14 protein-coding genes are annotated in these 17,688 nt (G+C 66.2%); 2 read left to right on the top strand and 12 right to left on the bottom strand.

Annotation, left to right across the window (positions count from 1 at the left end):
- Position 1 precedes the first annotated feature (1 nt).
- From RZV17_RS09460 to RZV17_RS09440, 5 genes are all read right to left on the bottom strand, one after another.
- Complete coding sequence (locus tag RZV17_RS09460; RefSeq protein ID WP_355608871.1) at positions 2–619, bottom strand: RpfH protein; 618 nt, start codon at positions 617–619, stop codon at positions 2–4.
- 10 nt (positions 620–629) lie between these two features.
- The gene (locus RZV17_RS09455) at positions 630–1,766 is read right to left on the bottom strand and encodes an HD-GYP domain-containing protein (protein ID WP_047696230.1); all 1,137 of its coding nucleotides are present in this window, start codon (positions 1,764–1,766) and stop codon (positions 630–632) included.
- 140 nt (positions 1,767–1,906) lie between these two features.
- Positions 1,907–3,424 carry a lysine--tRNA ligase gene (lysS, locus tag RZV17_RS09450; protein ID WP_355608867.1) on the bottom strand — a complete coding sequence of 506 codons (1,518 nt, stop codon included), beginning with the start codon at positions 3,422–3,424 and terminating at the stop codon, positions 1,907–1,909.
- Between the two features lie 212 nt (positions 3,425–3,636).
- Positions 3,637–4,762, bottom strand: a protein-coding gene (prfB, locus tag RZV17_RS09445) for a peptide chain release factor 2 (protein ID WP_104581439.1) whose coding sequence is annotated in 2 segments (ribosomal slippage) — positions 3,637–4,686 and positions 4,688–4,762 — 1,125 coding nt in all. Because the reading frame shifts where the segments join, the coding sequence is not laid out codon by codon here.
- Positions 4,763–5,019: 257 nt separating this feature from the next.
- Positions 5,020–5,970, bottom strand: coding sequence for a LytTR family DNA-binding domain-containing protein (locus RZV17_RS09440; protein ID WP_355608864.1), 951 nt, complete (start codon positions 5,968–5,970; stop codon positions 5,020–5,022).
- 161 nt (positions 5,971–6,131) lie between these two features.
- Here RZV17_RS09440 and RZV17_RS09435 point away from each other — a divergent pair, with 161 nt between their 5' ends.
- The gene (locus tag RZV17_RS09435) at positions 6,132–7,343 is read left to right on the top strand and encodes an acyltransferase family protein (RefSeq protein WP_355608861.1); all 1,212 of its coding nucleotides are present in this window, start codon (positions 6,132–6,134) and stop codon (positions 7,341–7,343) included.
- 270 nt (positions 7,344–7,613) lie between these two features.
- Positions 7,614–8,645 carry a DUF1176 domain-containing protein gene (locus RZV17_RS09430; protein ID WP_184374217.1) on the top strand — a complete coding sequence of 344 codons (1,032 nt, stop codon included), beginning with the start codon at positions 7,614–7,616 and terminating at the stop codon, positions 8,643–8,645.
- 96 nt (positions 8,646–8,741) lie between these two features.
- Here RZV17_RS09430 and recJ read toward each other — a convergent pair whose 3' ends face one another.
- From recJ to dapB, 7 genes are all read right to left on the bottom strand, one after another.
- Entirely contained in the window at positions 8,742–10,481 is a 1,740-nt protein-coding gene (recJ, locus tag RZV17_RS09425) for a single-stranded-DNA-specific exonuclease RecJ (RefSeq protein WP_355608857.1), read from the bottom strand.
- Positions 10,478–11,398, bottom strand: a complete 921-nt coding sequence (locus RZV17_RS09420; protein ID WP_166750930.1) for a phosphoglycerate mutase — start codon at positions 11,396–11,398, stop codon at positions 10,478–10,480. The genes recJ and RZV17_RS09420 overlap by 4 nt, the downstream gene beginning before the upstream one ends.
- Positions 11,399–11,414: 16 nt before the next feature.
- Positions 11,415–11,879, bottom strand: coding sequence for a transcription elongation factor GreA (gene greA, locus RZV17_RS09415; protein WP_172797366.1), 465 nt, complete (start codon positions 11,877–11,879; stop codon positions 11,415–11,417).
- A gap of 8 nt (positions 11,880–11,887) precedes the next feature.
- The gene (gene carB / locus RZV17_RS09410) at positions 11,888–15,130 is read right to left on the bottom strand and encodes a carbamoyl-phosphate synthase large subunit (protein WP_047696240.1); all 3,243 of its coding nucleotides are present in this window, start codon (positions 15,128–15,130) and stop codon (positions 11,888–11,890) included.
- An 8-nt stretch (positions 15,131–15,138) separates the two neighbouring features.
- Positions 15,139–15,582 (bottom strand): hypothetical protein, encoded by a 444-nt coding sequence (locus RZV17_RS09405; RefSeq protein WP_166748510.1) that lies wholly within the window; start codon positions 15,580–15,582, stop codon positions 15,139–15,141.
- Positions 15,582–16,706, bottom strand: a complete 1,125-nt coding sequence (gene carA / locus RZV17_RS09400; protein ID WP_355608851.1) for a glutamine-hydrolyzing carbamoyl-phosphate synthase small subunit — start codon at positions 16,704–16,706, stop codon at positions 15,582–15,584. Before carA ends, RZV17_RS09405 begins: the two co-directional genes overlap by 1 nt.
- A 239-nt stretch (positions 16,707–16,945) precedes the next feature.
- Complete coding sequence (dapB, locus tag RZV17_RS09395; protein ID WP_047696246.1) at positions 16,946–17,662, bottom strand: 4-hydroxy-tetrahydrodipicolinate reductase; 717 nt, start codon at positions 17,660–17,662, stop codon at positions 16,946–16,948.
- Between the last annotated feature and the right edge of the window lie 26 nt (positions 17,663–17,688).

Here is a 17,688-nt window from a genome sequence, read left to right as displayed (position 1 = left end):
CTCAGACGCGCGATGGCGTCGCTGGTGTGGGAATCCGTTCGTGCGTCGCTGCCGCGTCGCCGATCCTGTGGGGCAACGGCGCAACGCACGCGTCCGCGCCCTCGTGTAGCAGACGCAACAATGACATGGGAATGATGACCAGCGCACCCAATAGCGCGATCGCCAGCTCCAGTTGTTGTTGCCAGTACACACTATTGGCAAGTGTCATACCGAAACTGAGCGCACCCATTGCGGTGGCCGTCTGCAGGGCATGGCTGCCGAAGCGCAGGCCATTGCCGATGGTGACCCATAGCAATACCACGGACAGGCAGGCCATCGGCGCGCCGAACCAGGTCATGGCCAGACCGATCAGGCCATAGTCGGCCAGCATGCCGAGCGTGCGGCGCAGATGCGAGCGCCGTGGCCTCACCACAATCCACGCGAAGATCAGCACCGCCCCGGCCTGCCCGACTGCGATCATGCCCAGCAGCAGCTGCAGTTGGTGCCGGGGTAACTGCCAGTGCGAGGCGAATGCCAGGGTGTAGGCCAGGATCAGCAGGATCATGACGATGCGCACCATCGCCTGACCATGCTCGCTGTCGGGACACCGCGCAAGCCGGTCCCGCAGCTGGCCGAGCACCGCCCTCACCTCACACCCCGGGTCGCGCCGATGCGGTGGAGAATTCCCCGCAAATCTGGTCAAGCTGTGCACGGCCGCGCAGCAACGCATCCACGCAGCGCGGATCGAACAGGCGGCCGCGCTGCGCGTACAGATAGGCCAGCGCGGCATCCATCGTCCACGCTTCCTTGTACGGGCGCGGCGACAGCAAGGCGTCGAACACGTCGGCCACCGCCACGATGCGCGCCTCCAGCGGAATCGCTTCGCCGACCAGTCCATCCGGATAGCCGGTGCCGTCGTAGCGCTCGTGGTGGCGCAGCGCGATCAGGGCGCCGACCTGGATGAAGCGGTTCTGGCTGCCGCTGAGCAGCTCGTAGCCGATCCGCGGGTGGCGCTTCATGATGCTCATCTCGTCGTCGGTGAGCTTGCCCGGCTTGAGCAGCACCGCATCGGGAATGGCGATCTTGCCCATGTCGTGCAGCGGCGCGGCCATCTCGATGATGCGCACTTCTTCTTCCGACAACCCCAGTTGCTCGGCGATCAGGCCGGCAACGTGCGACATGCGCTCCAGGAACGCGCTGGTGCCCGAATCGCGGTACTCGATGGCGCGCGCCAGCCGCGACAAGGTTTCGCGCTCGCGCTCCTCGACCTCGTTCATGCTGGCCAGCAGGCGTTGCTCCAGCGACAGCGCGCGTTGCTTGACGCTTTCGCTCTGCTGGCGCAGCTGCAGCAGGTTGGAACACCGCGCGCGCAATTCGCGCGGGCGGATCGGCTTGACCAGGAAGTCGATCACACCGGCTTCCAGCGCTGCCTGGCGAATCGGCTCGTCGCCGACGATGGTGATCAGGATGATCGGAATGTCGCGATGACTGGGCAGCCGGCGCAGCCGCCGCGCGAACTCCAGACCATCCATGCCCGGCATGCGGTAGTCGAGCAGCAACAGATCCACGCGCCCGGCCTCGCACCATGCCAACGCGTCGAGCGGGTCGCCGAAATCGTAGACCTTCAGTTCCGGCGCGATGTCCTCGATGACATGGCGCAGCATCGTCCGCGCAGACATCTGGTCATCGACAATGACGATGTTCAATCCCAGATCCGCCTTTTCCGCCCAGCTTCCCCATGTATCCGCCGACACGATGCCGTCCGGACTCCCTAAAACATCCTGCATAGCCGTTGCTCCTCTATCCCGAGAACGGAAAAGCGATGACGTCGACCCCTCTGTCGACTCCCCCGAACGTCACGGCGTTCGAGGCTCCGCCCTAGCATATGCAGTATCTGTGCCGTGAGCACGCGCTTGGCACAAAAAAGTCAGGCTTCCGGCCGCATATACGGAAACAGCAGGACGTCACGGATCGAGGTGCTGCCGGTCAGCAGCATCACCAGACGGTCGATACCGATGCCCAGACCCCCGGTCGGCGCCATGCCGTACTCCAACGCACGGATGTAATCGGCGTCGAAATGCATGGCTTCGTCGTCGCCGCCGTCCTTGGCCTGCACCTGCGCCTGGAAGCGTGCGGCCTGGTCTTCGGGGTCATTGAGCTCGGAGAAGCCGTTGGCCAGCTCCTTGCCATTGATGAAGAGCTCGAAGCGATCGGTGTACCCCGGCTCGGTGTCGCTGGAACGCGCCAGCGGCGACACCTCGACCGGATGGTCGGTGATGAAGGTCGGCTGCACCAGGGTGTGTTCGACGGTGGCTTCGAAGATCTCCAGCAGCAGCTTGCCCCAGCCGTAGGACGGCTTGACCCGGATCTTCAGTCGCTCGCAGTGGCGCAGCAGCGCCTCGCGGTCGGTGCAGTCGGCGGCGCTGATCTCAGGGTTGTGGTGACGGACGGCCTCATCCATGCGCCAGCGCCGGAAAGCCGGCGCCAGATCGATGTCGGCGCCGTCCCAGCTCACCTGGGTGGTCCCCAGCACCGTCTGTGCGGTGTCGCGGATGACCTGCTCGGTCAGATCCATGATCTCGTGGTACGTGGCGTAGGCCTCGTAGAGCTCGAGCATGGTGAACTCGGGGTTGTGCCGGGTCGACACGCCTTCGTTGCGGAAATTGCGGTTGATCTCGTAGACGCGCTCCAGGCCACCGACCACCAGGCGCTTGAGATACAGCTCCGGGGCCACGCGCAGGTACAGGTTCAGGTCCAGCGCGTTGTGGTGGGTGGTGAACGGCTTGGCCGTGGCGCCACCGGGGATGTAATGCATCATCGGCGTTTCCACTTCCAGGAAGCGGCGCGCGTCCAGCCACGCACGCATCGCGCGGATGATCTTGGAGCGCTTGATGAAGACCTCGCGCGCCTCGGGGGTCACGATCAGGTCGACGTAACGCTGGCGGTAGCGCTGCTCCACGTCCGACAGGCCGTGCCACTTGTCCGGCAGCGGGCGCAGCGACTTGGTCAGCAGGCGCAGCGCGCCGGCCTTGACCGACAGCTCGCCGGTCTTGGTGCGGGTGAGCCCCCCCTCCACTGCCACGATGTCGCCCACATCCCAGCCCTTGAAGGCGGTATAGGCATCGCCGAGCACATTGCCCTGCAGGAACAGCTGCACACGCCCGGATTCGTCCTGAATCTGCGCAAAGCTGGCCTTGCCCATGACCCGCTTGGCCATCAGGCGGCCGGCCATGCGCACCGTGCGCCCGCTGGCCTCCAGCGCCTCTGCGGTCCAGGTCTGCGCGTCGGCGAATTCGGCTTGCAGATCACCGGCGAAATGTTCGCGCACGAAGTCGTTCGGATACGCGATGCCCTGGCCGCGCAACGCGCCCAGTTTCGCGCGACGCTCGGCGATGAGGCTGTTCTCGTCGACGGGAAGTTGCGGCGCGGGGGTCTGTTCGGTCATGGCGGGAATCGGTCTGCGATAGGTCGGGCGCGTGCCCGGTGGGGAGTGAGGAGCCGGCAGCGCTGGCTCCTGTTTTTACAGTGCGACGATGACCGGCGGACGATCGACTGGATCGTCCGCCGTAGCGCGGGTGTCGTGCGACCCGGACATAGCGCACAGGCCGCCTCGTCATACCGCGCCGCCGGCAGCTTGATGCCGACGGCGTACCGCGATCAGGCATCCAGGCGTTTGGAACCCGCTGCCAGACCCGCCTTCAGGCTGGCCTCGACGAATTCGTCCAGATCGCCGTCCAGCACTTTCTGCGTGTCGCTACGCTCGATGCCGGTGCGCAGATCCTTGATGCGGCTCTGATCGAGCACGTAGTTGCGGATCTGGCTGCCCCAGCCGATGTCGGACTTGGTCGCTTCCAGCGCGTCGCGCTCGACATTGCGCTTCTGCACTTCCAGCTCGTACAGCTTGGCGGCCAGCATCTTCATCGCGTTGTCGCGGTTCTGGTGCTGGCTGCGGCCGGTCTGGCAGGCGACCACCGTATTGGTCGGGATGTGCGTGATACGCACGGCCGATTCGGTCTTGTTGACGTGCTGACCGCCGGCACCGGAGGAGCGATACACGTCGGTGCGCAGATCGGCCGGGTTGATGTCGATCTCGATATTGTCGTCCACCTCCGGCGATACGAATACCGAGGTGAAGCTGGTATGCCGGCGGTTGTCCGAATCGAACGGCGACTTGCGCACCAGCCGGTGCACGCCGATTTCGGTCTTGAGCCAGCCATAGGCGTACTCGCCTTCGATGCGCACGGTGGCCGACTTGATGCCCGCCACTTCACCGCCGGACACTTCCATCAGCTCGGTCTTCCAACCGCGCGACTCGGCCCAGCGCAGGTACATGCGCAGCAGGATTTCGGCCCAGTCCTGTGCCTCGGTGCCGCCAGCGCCGGCCTGGATATCGACGAAGGCGTTGGCGCCGTCCATCTGGCCGGAGAACATGCGCTGGAATTCCAGCTTTTCCACGTGCGCCTGGTACTTGTCCAGATCGGCGATCACCGCAACGGCAGTGTCTTCGTCCTGCTCGCTGTCGGCCAGCTCGAGCAGATCGCCGGCATCGGTCAGGCCGGCCAGCACGTCGGCGATGCCGATGACGGTCTTTTCCAGCATGGAGCGCTCACGTCCCAGGGCCTGGGCACGTTCGGCGTCGTTCCATACGTCGGGGCTTTCCAGCTCCCGGCTGACTTCCTCTAGACGCTCTTTCTTGGCGTCGTAGTCAAAGATACCCCCTGAGCGAGAGCACGCGATCGTTGAGATCGGTGATGCGCTGGCGGATCGGATTTGTTTCGATCATGACGGACTTCCGGCAAACAAGCTGGTTAGTTTAGCAAGCGGGCGGCGGCGGCGGAACGCGGAGGCGTCTGCCCGGCCATGCCGCGCAACGGGGACGGCGACGCGCACCTGCCCTCTCGCGCTCGCTCGACCAGTGCGATATCGCTAGCGTTGCGCGCCAGTGTCGCAACGGCTGCGACGCCCGGCCCGCGACGCCGGAACCGCTGCGCGACACGCCGTGCGTTCCCGGGCATCTTCCTGCCTAAACCAGATTGCCGGTCAGCGCACCGGCAGTGGCTCGGTCCTGGACCCGGCCGCAGCCTGCCCGGCGTGCGCGCGCAGCGTGACCAGATGGCTACGACTGCAGGGCAACACGGTGGCGTCGCGCAGGTGCACGCGCGCGTCGCCCGAATCGGCCGGCTCGATGGCCTGCACCTGCCCAAGATTGACCAGATAGCTGCGGTGGATGCGCACGAACACGGCCGGGTCCAGCCGGGCCTCGATCGCCGCCATGGTGCTGCGCAGAGGGTAGTCATGCCCGCGCACGCGCAGGTTGACGTAGTTGCCCGAGGCCTGGATCCATTCGATATCTGCGGTAGCCACCAAAAAATCCCGACCGAGCTTGCGCACCAGAAAGCGCTCCGGCCGGTCCAACGGCTCCACTGGCGGCCCCTCCTCCGGCGCGGCAAGCAGATGCGCCTCGCCCTGGCGGCGCCGCGCGTACCAGCTCAAGGTGTGCTGCAACGCCACCAGCAGGGCAAAGGTGCGCAGATCCTTGGACAGCTCGTACATCCACTGCAGCCCGCCCCCGAAGTCGTAATGGGTACCGGCCAGGGCGTAAATCAACTTACGCAACACCACCATGCCGGCCACATGCGCCAACCACCATCCCAGCGCAGCCGCCGCATACACCGGCAGGCGCCGCCGCCAGGCAGCGGCCTCCAGCGGCCATCGGGCACATAGAAAGAGTACTGCCGGCAACAGCAACAGCGCCGCGGTGGCGCTGCTCAGCTCCCAGCTCAACACCTGCCACAGCACGATCGCCTCGCCATCGCGGCGCCCTGCCACCCATGCGCTCAGCGTGTTGCCCAATGCACTCAGGTAGAACACCAGCAACCAGATCGTCACCGCCCAGCGCGTGGCGAAGTGACGCACTCCGTCCCTAGGTGTCGGCGGGCGTGGCCCGGTCGTTTCCATTGCACACGTCCGCAGTTGGCAGCTGGCGATCATAGAGGCCTGCGCGACGGGGCGAAACCGTCACCCCCGCCGCCCCCATTCGTCCCTGGGACGGCACAACTGGTCACTGCGCCGGGGCACTTCCACCCCTGACACCTATGCCCTTGCGAGCCGGCGGGCAGGATGCACCCACTTCTTCCGTTACCGACCGCACCATGACCGAGCGCCACCACGATATCGATGCCTTGCGCGTCTTCGCCTTCGCCCTGCTGATCCTCTATCACGTAGGCATGGCCTACGTGGCCGGCTGGGATTTCCACCTGAAGAGCGCCTACACCACCGACTGGCTGCAGCCGCCGATGATTGCGCTCAACCGCTGGCGGATGCCGCTGCTGTTCCTGATCTCGGGCATGGCGATTGGCCTGGCGCGGGCCGAGCGTGCGCCGTGGCAGTTCGCGTGGCGGCGCTGCGGGCGCTTGCTGCCGCCACTAGTGTTCGGCATGTTCGTCGTGGTGGCAGTGCAGGCCTACTGCCAGGGCGTGAGCAACGGCAAGGTGGTCCCCGGGTTCGGCAGCTTTCTGCTGCGCTATTGGCAGCTGCGGCCGTGGCCGGCCGGCAGCTTCGATGGCTGGGAGCACGGGATCACCTGGAACCACCTGTGGTACCTGGCCTATCTGCTGCCCTACACCTTGGTGTTGATGGTGATGATTGCGCTGGGCCGCGCCTTGCCCGTCACCCTGCCGCGCCTGCCCAGCTCCATTGCGGGCACGGCCCTGCTGCTCGTCCCCATCCTGTGGGAAGCCTTCTGCGTGCTGTGGGTGATGCCGCGTCATCCGCCGACCCATGCATTGGTTGGCGACTGGTTCGTGCATGCCGAATCGTTTCCGCTGTTCGTGCTCGGGTATGTGCTGGCCCATCGCGCACGCTTCTGGGACTGGGTTGTGCAATTGCGCTGGCCGACCCTGATCGCGGCGCTGCTGGCGATCACGCTCGAGCTGGGCATCCGGCATCTGGGGCGTACGCTCGATCCTGCACAGCTGTCCGACATGCTGGCGACGGTACGTTGGGACGTGGTGGAACGACTGGCACGTGCAGCCTATACCTGGCTGGCCCTGCTCACGCTGCTGGGCTGGGCAAGACAGCGTCTGAATCGCCCGTTTGCCTGGCTGCCGTACTGCACCCAGGCGGTGTTCTCCTGGTACATCCTGCATCAAAGCCTGATCATCCTGGCGCTGTACTGGCTGGCGCCGCTGCACTTGGGCCCCTGGCTGGAGCCGGCGCTGGTGCTGCTTGCCACCGTGGCGGGGTGCCTGCTGTCGCACGAATATCTGATCCGCCGCGTGCGCTGGCTGCGGCCGTTGTTCGGCATGACGATGCACGCGCCGGAGACCCGCACGCCCCAGACCACACCAGCGATGACGGCGTAATGGCGCGCGGCACGGTCCTGCCTCGTCATGCAAACGCGTTGGCGTGCGCGATACCGCAGGCAGCGATCGCGGGGCGATACGGAGTACTCGTCAACGAGCAGGTGCATGCGCAGGACACCGGAATCGAATTCCACCACTACCTGCATCCAGTGCTGCTGCGAGGCGACGTGCTACCCGATGAATCGTGTTCACCGCCTGTCGCTGGCCCGGCTGGACGCATGACAGATGGCACCGCAAGATGCCCGCCCGACCTGCGTTGAAGGAACCACGATGCGTCCCGCCCTGCTTGCTGCGGCATTGTTGCTCAGCCCCACGTTCGTCCATGCCGCACCGGCCACCAGCGTCGACTTTACCCATGACGACTGGACCATCGCCTGCGACAACACCCGCACCTGTCGTGCCGCCGGATACCAGCCCGACGAAGGCGAGCACTTGCCGGTGTCGGTGCTACTGACCCGCAAGGCCGGTGCCGGTGAGGCAGTCACCGCAGAGCTGATGCTGGGCCAGTACGACGAGCTCAAGCTGCCGGCCTCGCTCAGCCTGCAGATCGACCAGCGGACCCAGGGCAAGCTGGTGCTGGACAGCAAGAGCGGCACCGCATCGCTGAGCAGCGCGCAGATCGCCGCATTGCTGGCGGCGTTGCCGCGCAGCAGCTCGATCGTCGCACTCGGCAACGATGGCCGCCGCTGGCAGCTGTCCGACAAGGGCGCGTCGGCCGTGCTGTTGAAGATGGATGAATTCCAGGGCCGGCTCGGCACGCGCGGCGCGCTGGTGCGCAAGGGCGACCGCGACGACTCCGCCGTACTGCCGCCATTACCGGCACCGCAGGTCCGCGAGGCCAGGCTCGTCGCAGCGCAGGCGGGCGATACGCGCCTGGGCACGTTGCCGGCGTTGTACCAAGCACTGCGTGCCACGCTTCCCGCCGATGAGGAGTGCAAGGGACTGGACACCAGCGAAGCCGCCGAACCGCTGACCATCACCCGCCTGAGCAGCGACAAGCTGCTGGTGTCGACCGACTGCTGGATGGGCGCCTATAACGTTGGCACCGGCTTCTGGGTAATCAATGCGCGCGCGCCGTTTGCACCAAGCCTGATCACCCTGCACGCCAGCGAGCTGGATGGCTCGACCATCCTGTCGTCGCAAAAGGGCCGCGGCCTGGGTGATTGCTATGGCGAAGAACGCTGGACCTGGGATGGCCGCCGCTTTGTACAGACCTCCAAATCCACATCCGGCCTGTGCCGGCTGGTGGCCGCCGGCGGTGCATGGGAACTGCCCACCGTGGTGGCCGAGGTCAGCAAGTAAACCGACAGGCGCAAGCCGGAACGTCAGCTCCTGCGCGCGGCATGCCGCGGCCGCAGCAGGTTGCACTGCCAACGCCGCCCAGGCCCGGCGGCGCACTCACCCAGATGACGACGCCGGCTCGCAATGTTCGACGATCAACTGCACCGCCGTGCCGCCGCGGTAGTCGTCGCTGACCAGACGGTACGCCAGCCGCACCACGCGCGCGGGCTCGCTGCCGCGCCAGCCATTGAAGTGGATGGCGTTGAGCGGCTCGGGCCGGCCGGGGCAGCGCAAGGTCAGTTTGAGATGGCGCTCCTTGAGCACACGGTATTGCAATACTTCGAACCGACCATCGAACAATGGCTCGGGAAAACCCTGCCCCCACGGCCCGGCCACGCGCAGCGCTTCGGCATGCACGTGATCGAGTTCGTGCGCAGCCAGTTCGCCGTCGCTCTGCAATTCGGCATGCAGCAGCGAGGCGTCCACCATCGCCTGCACCTGTGCTTGAAAGGCCTGTTCGAAGGTGGCCAGCGCCGCGTGATCGATGCTCAGCCCGGCAGCCATCGCATGGCCACCGAACTTCTGGATCAGGCCGGGATGGCGCGCATCCACCGCCGCCAGCACATCGCGGATGTGCAGGCCGGGGATCGACCGCGCCGAGCCACGCAGCTGGCTGCTGCCGGGCTCCGCTGGCGCCAGCGCGATCACCGGACGGTGCAGCCGGTCCTTGAGTTTGGAGGCGACCAGGCCGATCACGCCCGGGTGCCAGTCGGCATCGAACAGGCAGGCGGCCATCGGCAACGCACCATCGGCATCCAGCACCACCTTGGTGACGGCTTGCTCGGCGTCGTCGGTCATCAGCTGCTGCACCGCACGGCGCTCGGCATTGATTTCTTCCAGCGTGCCGGCAATCTCGCGCGCGCGGCCCCAGTCTTCGCTGAGCAGCAGCTCGATGCCCAGTGCCATGTCCTCGAGCCGACCGGCCGCATTGAGACGTGGCCCGAGCGCAAACCCGATATCGCTGGCGCTCAGCCGCGCCACATCGCGGCCGCTGGCATCGATCAAGGCACGCAAGCCGATGCAGCCCTTGCCCTCGCGCAGCCGACGCAGGCCGGCCGACACCAGGGCACGGTTATTGGTGTCCAGCGGCACCAGGTCGGCCACCGTGCCGACGGCCACCAGATCCAGCAGTACCGACAGATCGGGTTCACTGCGGTCGGCAAATGCACCGCGTGCGCGTAGCGCGCTGCGCAAGGCCAGCAACACGTAGAAGATCACGCCGACCCCGGCCAGCGTCTTACTGGGAAAGCTGTCTTCGGCCAGGTTCGGGTCCACGATCGCATCGGCTGGCGGCAACACCTCCCCCGGCAGATGGTGGTCGGTGACCAGCACCGTCCAGCCGCGCGCCTTGGCTGCGGCCACACCGGCATGGCAGGCGATGCCGTGATCGACGGTGACCAGCACATCCGGCTGCAGCGCGGCCAGTTCGTCGACCAACGCCGGCGACAGGCCATAGCCATGCACCATGCGATTGGGCACGGCGTGGTGCACATCCAGCGCCCCGAGCATGCGCAAACCACGCACGCCCACCGCGCAGGCGGTGGCGCCATCGCAATCGAAATCGCCCACCACCAAGATGCGCCGTTGCTGTGCGATCGCATCGGCCAGTAGCTCGGCGGCCACGCCGCTGTTATGCAGCAGTTCCGGCGACAACAACTGGCCCAGTCGCGGTTGCGCGCCTTGCGCGTCGGTAACACCGCGCGCGGCATAGATGCGGCGCAGCAGCGGCAACATGGCATCGGGCCAACTGCCGGCCTGCCCGGAGGGGCGCCGGACGATCCGCGGACTCGACGTCATTGCGCCAGCTGTACCCGTGGCTTGCGCCAGAAACGCCAACGTTGCGCATGCGTGAGCGACACGCTTTCGCCGTCCTGGAAATCCAGCACCAGCCGATCCAGTTCGCCGCGCGCCATTGCCGCCAGCAACGGCGCCACCGCGTCGTCGCTGAACTGCTGCAACGAACGCAGATGACGCAGGTCCACCAGCGCATCCACGCGCTGTTCGCCCTGCGCATCGGCACCGGCGGCAAGCGCCAGCGCACGCAGCAACGATTCGCGGCTGCGCACCTGACGATGCGGCGATGTCACTGCATGCGGCGGCACACCGCCACCCCAGAACCACAGTGAATTGATCGCCGGCTTGCCGCTGGCCACGCGGCCCTCGTTCCAGGGATGCTGATGCAGCAGCACCTGCGCCTCCGTCAGCAAGGCACGCCAGCGCCGGCCCGCATCGCCTGCCGGCAGATGCTCGAACAGGTCGTCGCCGATTGCGACATCCGGCGGCACGAAATCCGGCAACGTCGCGTCCGGGGACAACCGCAGATACCAGCGCGATGGCGTGGGTGCGTCGAGCAGGAAACCGGCATCGCCGAACATCGGCTTGAGGAGCGGCAGCAACACCGCCACATCCTCGGCGGTGGGGCCGAGCGCTTCGCCATAGCCCATCAGACGGGCGCCCTGCATGTCCGGCACCACATAGGCTGGGTCGGCACGTACCCAGGTGGCGCCGGCGGCATCGCCGGCATCCAGCTGGCGGGTCAACGCAGCCACCGGCCAGTGCGCCGGGGTCAGGGTGAAATGGCGCTGCAGCTGCGCCACCTCACCACTTACGGCCTGCTGCTGGTCGGCGCGCGCCAAGGCACGCGCCACCAGCGCATTGCCCAGGGCTCCGGGCAGACGGCGTTTTTCCGGCAGCAGCAGCGTGGCGGTGGTCATCGCGCGGTATTGCCGCTCAGTCCAGGTACGCGACGCTGACCACTTCGTACTCGCGCTGGCCGGCCGGCGCATCGATGGTGACCGAATCGCCCTCCAGCTTGCCGATCAGCGCACGCGCCAGCGGCGAGGAAATCGCGATCAGGCCCATCTTGATGTCCGCTTCCAGGTCGCCAACGATCTGGTAGCGTTTTTCTTCATCGGTCTCTGTATCGGCCAGCGTCACCGTGGCGCCGAACACGATCTTGGTGCCGGCCGACAACTTGGTGATGTCGATGATCTCGGCATGCGAGAGCTCGCCTTCCAGCTGCTTGATGCGGCCTTCGATGAAGCTCTGCTGCTCGCGTGCGGCGTGGTACTCGGCGTTTTCCTTCAGGTCGCCGTGCGCACGCGCTTCGGCGATTGCGGCAATCACTGCCGGGCGCTTGACCGATTTCAGCTGGTCCAGTTCCTCGCGCAGACGTTGCGCGCCCTTTGCCGTCATGGGTGCTCTCATGCTTGAAGCTCCTTGTGCAGTTCCTGCAGCGACCAGACCGGGCCGGTACCGCGGAATTCCAGAGAATGCACCAGCGCCTTGGCGCCGGCGACAGTGGTCGAATAGGTCACGCGATGCTGCAACGCTTCACGCCGGATCGAGAACGAATCGGAGATGGCAGCGCGACCTTCGGTGGTATTGACGATATAGACGATCTCGCCGTTCTTGATCGAATCGACGATATGCGGGCGGCCTTCGGCCACCTTGTTGACGATCTCGCAGCTCAGCCCGTTCTGCTGCAGCCATGCACCAGTGCCGCGCGTGGCCACCAGGGTGAAGCCACGCTCTACCAGCGCCTGGGCCACCGGCAACACGCGCTGCTTGTCGGGGTCGCGCACCGACACGAACGCCTTGCCCACGGGCGGCGCCTTGATGCCGCCGGCTTCCTGCGCACGTGCGAACGCGGCGCTGAAGCTGCGGCCCACGCCCATCACCTCGCCGGTGGAGCGCATTTCCGGCCCGAGGATCGGGTCGACGCCCTGGAACTTGGCGAACGGGAAGATCGCCTCCTTCACCGAGTAGTAATCCGGCACGATTTCCTTGGTGGCGCCCTGCTCGGCCAGCGTCTTGCCGGCCATGCAGCGGGCGGCGATCTTGGCCAGCGGCATGCCGATGGCCTTGGACACGAACGGCACGGTACGCGAGGCGCGCGGATTCACTTCGAGCAGATAGACGATGTCGTCGCCGGCATCGTTGACCTGCACCGCGAACTGGGTGTTCATCAGGCCGACCACGTTCAAGCCTTCGGCCAACATCACCACCTGGCGACGCAGTTCGGCCTGGGTCTGCGGCGAGAGCGAATACGGCGGCAGCGAGCACGACGAATCGCCCGAATGCACGCCGGCCTCTTCGATATGCTCCATCACCCCGCCGATCAGCACGTTGCCGTCCTTGTCGGCAATGATGTCCACGTCCACTTCCACCGCGTTGTCCAGGAAGCGGTCCAGCAGCACCGGCGAGTCGTTGGAGACCTTCACCGCATCGCGCACATAGCGTGCCAGGTCGGATTCGCCGTAGACGATTTCCATCGCGCGGCCGCCCAGCACGTAGCTCGGGCGCACCACCAGCGGGTAGCCGATCTCGCGCGCCAGCACCAAGGCTTCGTCGGCGTTGCGGGCAATGCGGTTCGGCGGCTGCTTCAGGCCCAGCTTGTCGACCAATTGCTGGAAACGCTCGCGGTCTTCGGCCAGATCGATCGAATCCGGCGAGGTCCCGATCACCGGCACGCCGTTGGCTTCCAGCGCACGCGCCAGCTTCAGCGGCGTCTGGCCGCCGTACTGCACGATCACACCCTTGGGCTGTTCCAGCTCGACGATTTCCAGCACGTCTTCCAGCGTCAGCGGCTCGAAGTACAGACGGTCGGAGGTGTCGTAGTCGGTGGAGACGGTTTCCGGATTGCAGTTGACCATGATGGTTTCAAAGCCATCATCGCGCAGCGCCAGCGCCGCATGCACGCAGCAATAGTCGAACTCGATGCCCTGGCCAATGCGATTCGGCCCACCGCCCAGGATCATGATCTTGTCGCGACCGGTCGGCAGCGCTTCGCATTCGTCCTCGTAGGTCGAATACAGATATGCAGTGCTGGTGGCGAACTCGGCCGCGCACGAGTCAACGCGCTTGTACACCGGGCGCACCTTGAGCGCGCGGCGCAGCGTGCGCACCGATTCTTCGTTGCTGCCGATCAGCTCGGCCAGACGCGCATCGGAGAAACCGGCGCGCTTGAGCGTGCGCAGACGCGCCGCATCCAGTGCCGGCATGCCATCGTCGGCCAGCTGCTGTTCGTGGCTGATGAGCTCTTCGATCTGGTCCAGGAACCAGGGGTCGATGAACGACAGCGCGTACACCTCGTCCACCGTCATGCCGGCGCGGAATGCATCGGCGACATAGAACAGACGCTCCGGGCCCGGTGCCTTGAGCTCGCGCTTGAGCGCGGCGATGTCGTCTTCGCTGCTCAGGTCCAGGCCGGTCGGGTCCAGCCCGATCTTGCCGGTTTCCAGTCCGCGCAAGGCCTTTTGCAGCGATTCCTGGAAGGTGCGGCCCATCGCCATCACCTCGCCCACCGACTTCATCTGCGTGGTCAGGCGTGCGTCGGCCTGCGGGAACTTCTCGAAAGCGAAGCGCGGAATCTTGGTGACCACGTAATCGATCGACGGCTCGAACGAGGCCGGGGTCAGCCCACCGGTGATCTCGTTGCGCAATTCGTCCAGCGTGTAGCCCACCGCCAGCTTGGCGGCGACCTTGGCGATCGGGAAGCCGGTGGCCTTGGAGGCCAGCGCCGAGGACCGCGACACGCGCGGGTTCATTTCGATGACGACAACGCGGCCATTGGTCGGGCTGATGCCGAACTGCACGTTGGAACCGCCGGTGTCCACGCCGATCTTGCGCAGCACCGCGATCGAGGCATCGCGCAGGCGCTGGTATTCCTTGTCGGTGAGCGTCTGCGCCGGCGCCACGGTGATCGAGTCGCCGGTGTGCACGCCCATCGGGTCGAGGTTTTCGATGGCACAGACGATGATGCAGTTGTCCGCGGTATCGCGCACCACTTCCATCTCGAATTCCTTCCAGCCCAGCACCGACTCTTCCACCAGCACTTCGGTGGTCGGCGAGAGCTCCAGGCCGCGACCGACGATCTCGATCAGCTCTTCGCGGTTGTAGGCGATGCCGCCGCCGCTGCCGCCCAGGGTGAAGCTGGGGCGGATGATGGTGGGGTAGCCGACGCGGGTCTGGATATCCAGCGCTTCTTCCAGCGTGTGCGCCACTTCGGCCTTGGGGCATTCAAGGCCGATCTCGCCCATCGCCACGCGGAACAGCTCGCGGTCTTCGGCCATGCGGATCGCTTCGCGCTTGGCGCCGATCAGCTCGACGTTGTACTTCTCCAGCACGCCGTGGTCGGCCAGATCCAGCGCGCAGTTCAGCGCGGTCTGCCCGCCCATGGTCGGCAGCAGGGCGTCGGGCTTTTCCTTGGCGATGATCTTCTCGACCGTCTGCCAGTTGATCGGCTCGATGTAGACGGCATCGGCCATGTTCGGGTCGGTCATGATGGTGGCCGGATTGCTGTTGACCAGCACCACCCGGTAGCCCTCGTCGCGCAGCGCCTTGCACGCCTGCGCGCCGGAGTAATCGAACTCGCAGGCCTGGCCGATGACGATCGGACCAGCGCCGATGATCAGGATGGTTTTTAGGTCGGTGCGCTTTGGCATGGGGGTCCTCAGTAAAGTCGGTCCTGCCACGCCGTTGCGGCGAGCCAGGTAATTTGGTCGGGCGATCGGGCGTCGATCGCGCCATGGTCGACCGCGGCGCGAACCTCTCGCTGCATCGCGGCCCAGCTCGGAGCGGCGGCGCCGATGCGCGCGCCAATCCCGTTGTTGTGCGCATCCATCGCGCGGCTCGGAGTGCCAACGCCACCGCGCTCCATCACGGCAGTCACCCAATCCACGCAACGCGGAGACAAGGTGTAGGCAACGATGGCGCTTGCAAGGCTGTGCCGGTAGGCATCGGCCGGGCCGTTGCGTCCGCCCGGGAGGCCGGATCCCATCCACTGCGAATACACCGCGATCAACACGAACGCCGGATACGCGGACAGCGCCAGCATCGCCAACGCGAACACCCGCCAATGGCGTGTGTGCGGCAGCGAGGCCAGCCCTGCTTTCATCAGGCGCGTGCCGCCATCAACTCCACAAACCGATCGAACAACGGCCCCACATCGCGCGGACCGGGCGAGGCTTCCGGGTGGCCCTGGAACGAGAACGCCGGTGCGTCGGTCAGTGCGATGCCCTGGTTGGTGCCATCGAACAGCGAACGGTGGGTCACCCGCACATTGGCCGGCAGGCTGCTTTCATCCACTGCAAAACCGTGGTTCTGCGAGGTGATCATCACCCGGCCGCCATCCAGATCCTGCACCGGGTGGTTGGCGCCGTGATGGCCAGTGGCCATCTTCACCGTCTTCGCGCCGGCGGCCAGCGCCAGCAACTGATGGCCCAGGCAGATGCCGAAGGTCGGCACCTTCTGCGCGACCAGCTCCTTGATCGCGTCAATGGCGTAATCGCAGGGCTCCGGGTCGCCCGGGCCATTGGACAGGAACACGCCATCCGGCTGCAGTGCCAGCACCTCGGCCACCGGCGTGCGCGCCGGTACCACGGTGACGTCGCAACCACGGTCGGCCAGCATCCGCAGGATGTTGAGCTTGACGCCGTAATCGTAAGCAACAACTTTGTGCTTCAGCTCGGCCCGCACGAACGTGTCGGAGTTGAGATCCAGCGAGCCTTCCTGCCAGCTGTAGCTGGTCTCGGTGGAAACCACCTTGGCCAGATCCATGCCTTTCAGGCCGGGGAACTTGCGCGCGGCTTCCAATGCCTTTTCGATGTCGATCTCGCCGGCCATCAGCGCGCCGTTCTGGGCGCCCTTCTCACGCAGCAAACGGGTCAGCTTGCGGGTGTCGATGCCGGAGATGGCCACCACGCCGCGCGCCTGCAGCCATTCGGGCAGGGCCACCTGGCTGCGCCAGTTGCTGGGACGGCGCGGCACATCGCGCACGATCAGGCCGGCGGCCCAGATCTTGCGGGCTTCGTCGTCCTGATCGGTAAAGCCGGTGTTGCCGATATGCGGATAGGTCAGCGTGACCATCTGGCGGGCGTAGGAGGGATCGGTCAGGACTTCCTGGTAACCGGTCATGGCGGTGTTGAACACCACTTCACCGACGGAAAGCCCGTTGGCGCCTACGGATTCGCCCTCGAACACGGTGCCGTCTTCGAGGACAAGGATTGCGGGTTGGGTCACGTGGGGTCTCGCTCTGGCTGCCTGGGACTCCGATGCGCTTCCGGCCAAATTCCGGTTGCAGCAAAGCGCGGACGCGGTGCTGAGGACCGGTCCGACGCTGGTTCGGGCAAGCGAGAATTGTAAAGGCAAGTGCCCCCGCATGCCACCCTGTCGCGCAGCCGAAGCGGCAGACGCCGCGCCGGAGCGGCATGAATACGCTGCCGCGCCTGGCAACCGTTCACGCGCGGTTGCGTGGCGCGTTACAGCACCAGGTCGCGCACCCGGTAGCTACCGGCCGGCCTCCCGATCAGGCGCTTGGCTGCATGCAGGGCGCCGCGCGCGAAGATGTCGCGATTGGTTGCGCGATGCACCAGCTCCACCCGTTCGCCCAAGCCGGTGAACTGCACCGTGTGTTCGCCCACGATATCGCCGGCGCGCAGGCTGGCAAAGCGCGGTTGCGCACCGCTGCCGGTGGCCGCTTCGCCCAGCGTCAGTGCGGTACCGGAGGGTGCGTCCTGCTTGTGCACGTGATGGGCTTCGATGATGTCGCAGTCCCATCCGGGCAAGGTGCCGGCGGCGCGCTCGACCAATTCGGTGAGCACCGCCACCCCCAGGCTGAAGTTGGACGCCCATACCAGCGGAATCTGCCGCGCGGCATCGAGCAAGGCGGCGCGCTGCGCCTCGTCCAGCCCGGTGGTGCCGGAGACCAGCGGCTTGCCGCGCTGCGTGCACAACGCCAGGACCGGCGCAAAGCCCTGCGGCAGACTGAAGTCGATCGCCACATCGAAGGCCGGCGCACCGCCCAGCTCGCTGGCGGCAAAGAACGGCACGCCGTCGACCACCCGCTGCGAGGGCGAGCGCCCCACCACTGCGCCGACGACATGCAAGCCATCGTCTTCGGCCGCCAGGCGCAACAAGGCCTTGCCCATCCGCCCGGAGGCACCGTGGATCAACACTTTTACAGGAGACGTTGTCATGACCGCAGGCTAGCGATGCGGTGTGG

It is taken from the genome of Xanthomonas cannabis (genome assembly GCF_040616535.1).
Lineage (GTDB): Bacteria > Pseudomonadota > Gammaproteobacteria > Xanthomonadales > Xanthomonadaceae > Xanthomonas > Xanthomonas cannabis.
Note: the sequence above shows the minus strand (reverse complement) of the source record. Positions and strands in the feature narration are given on the sequence as shown.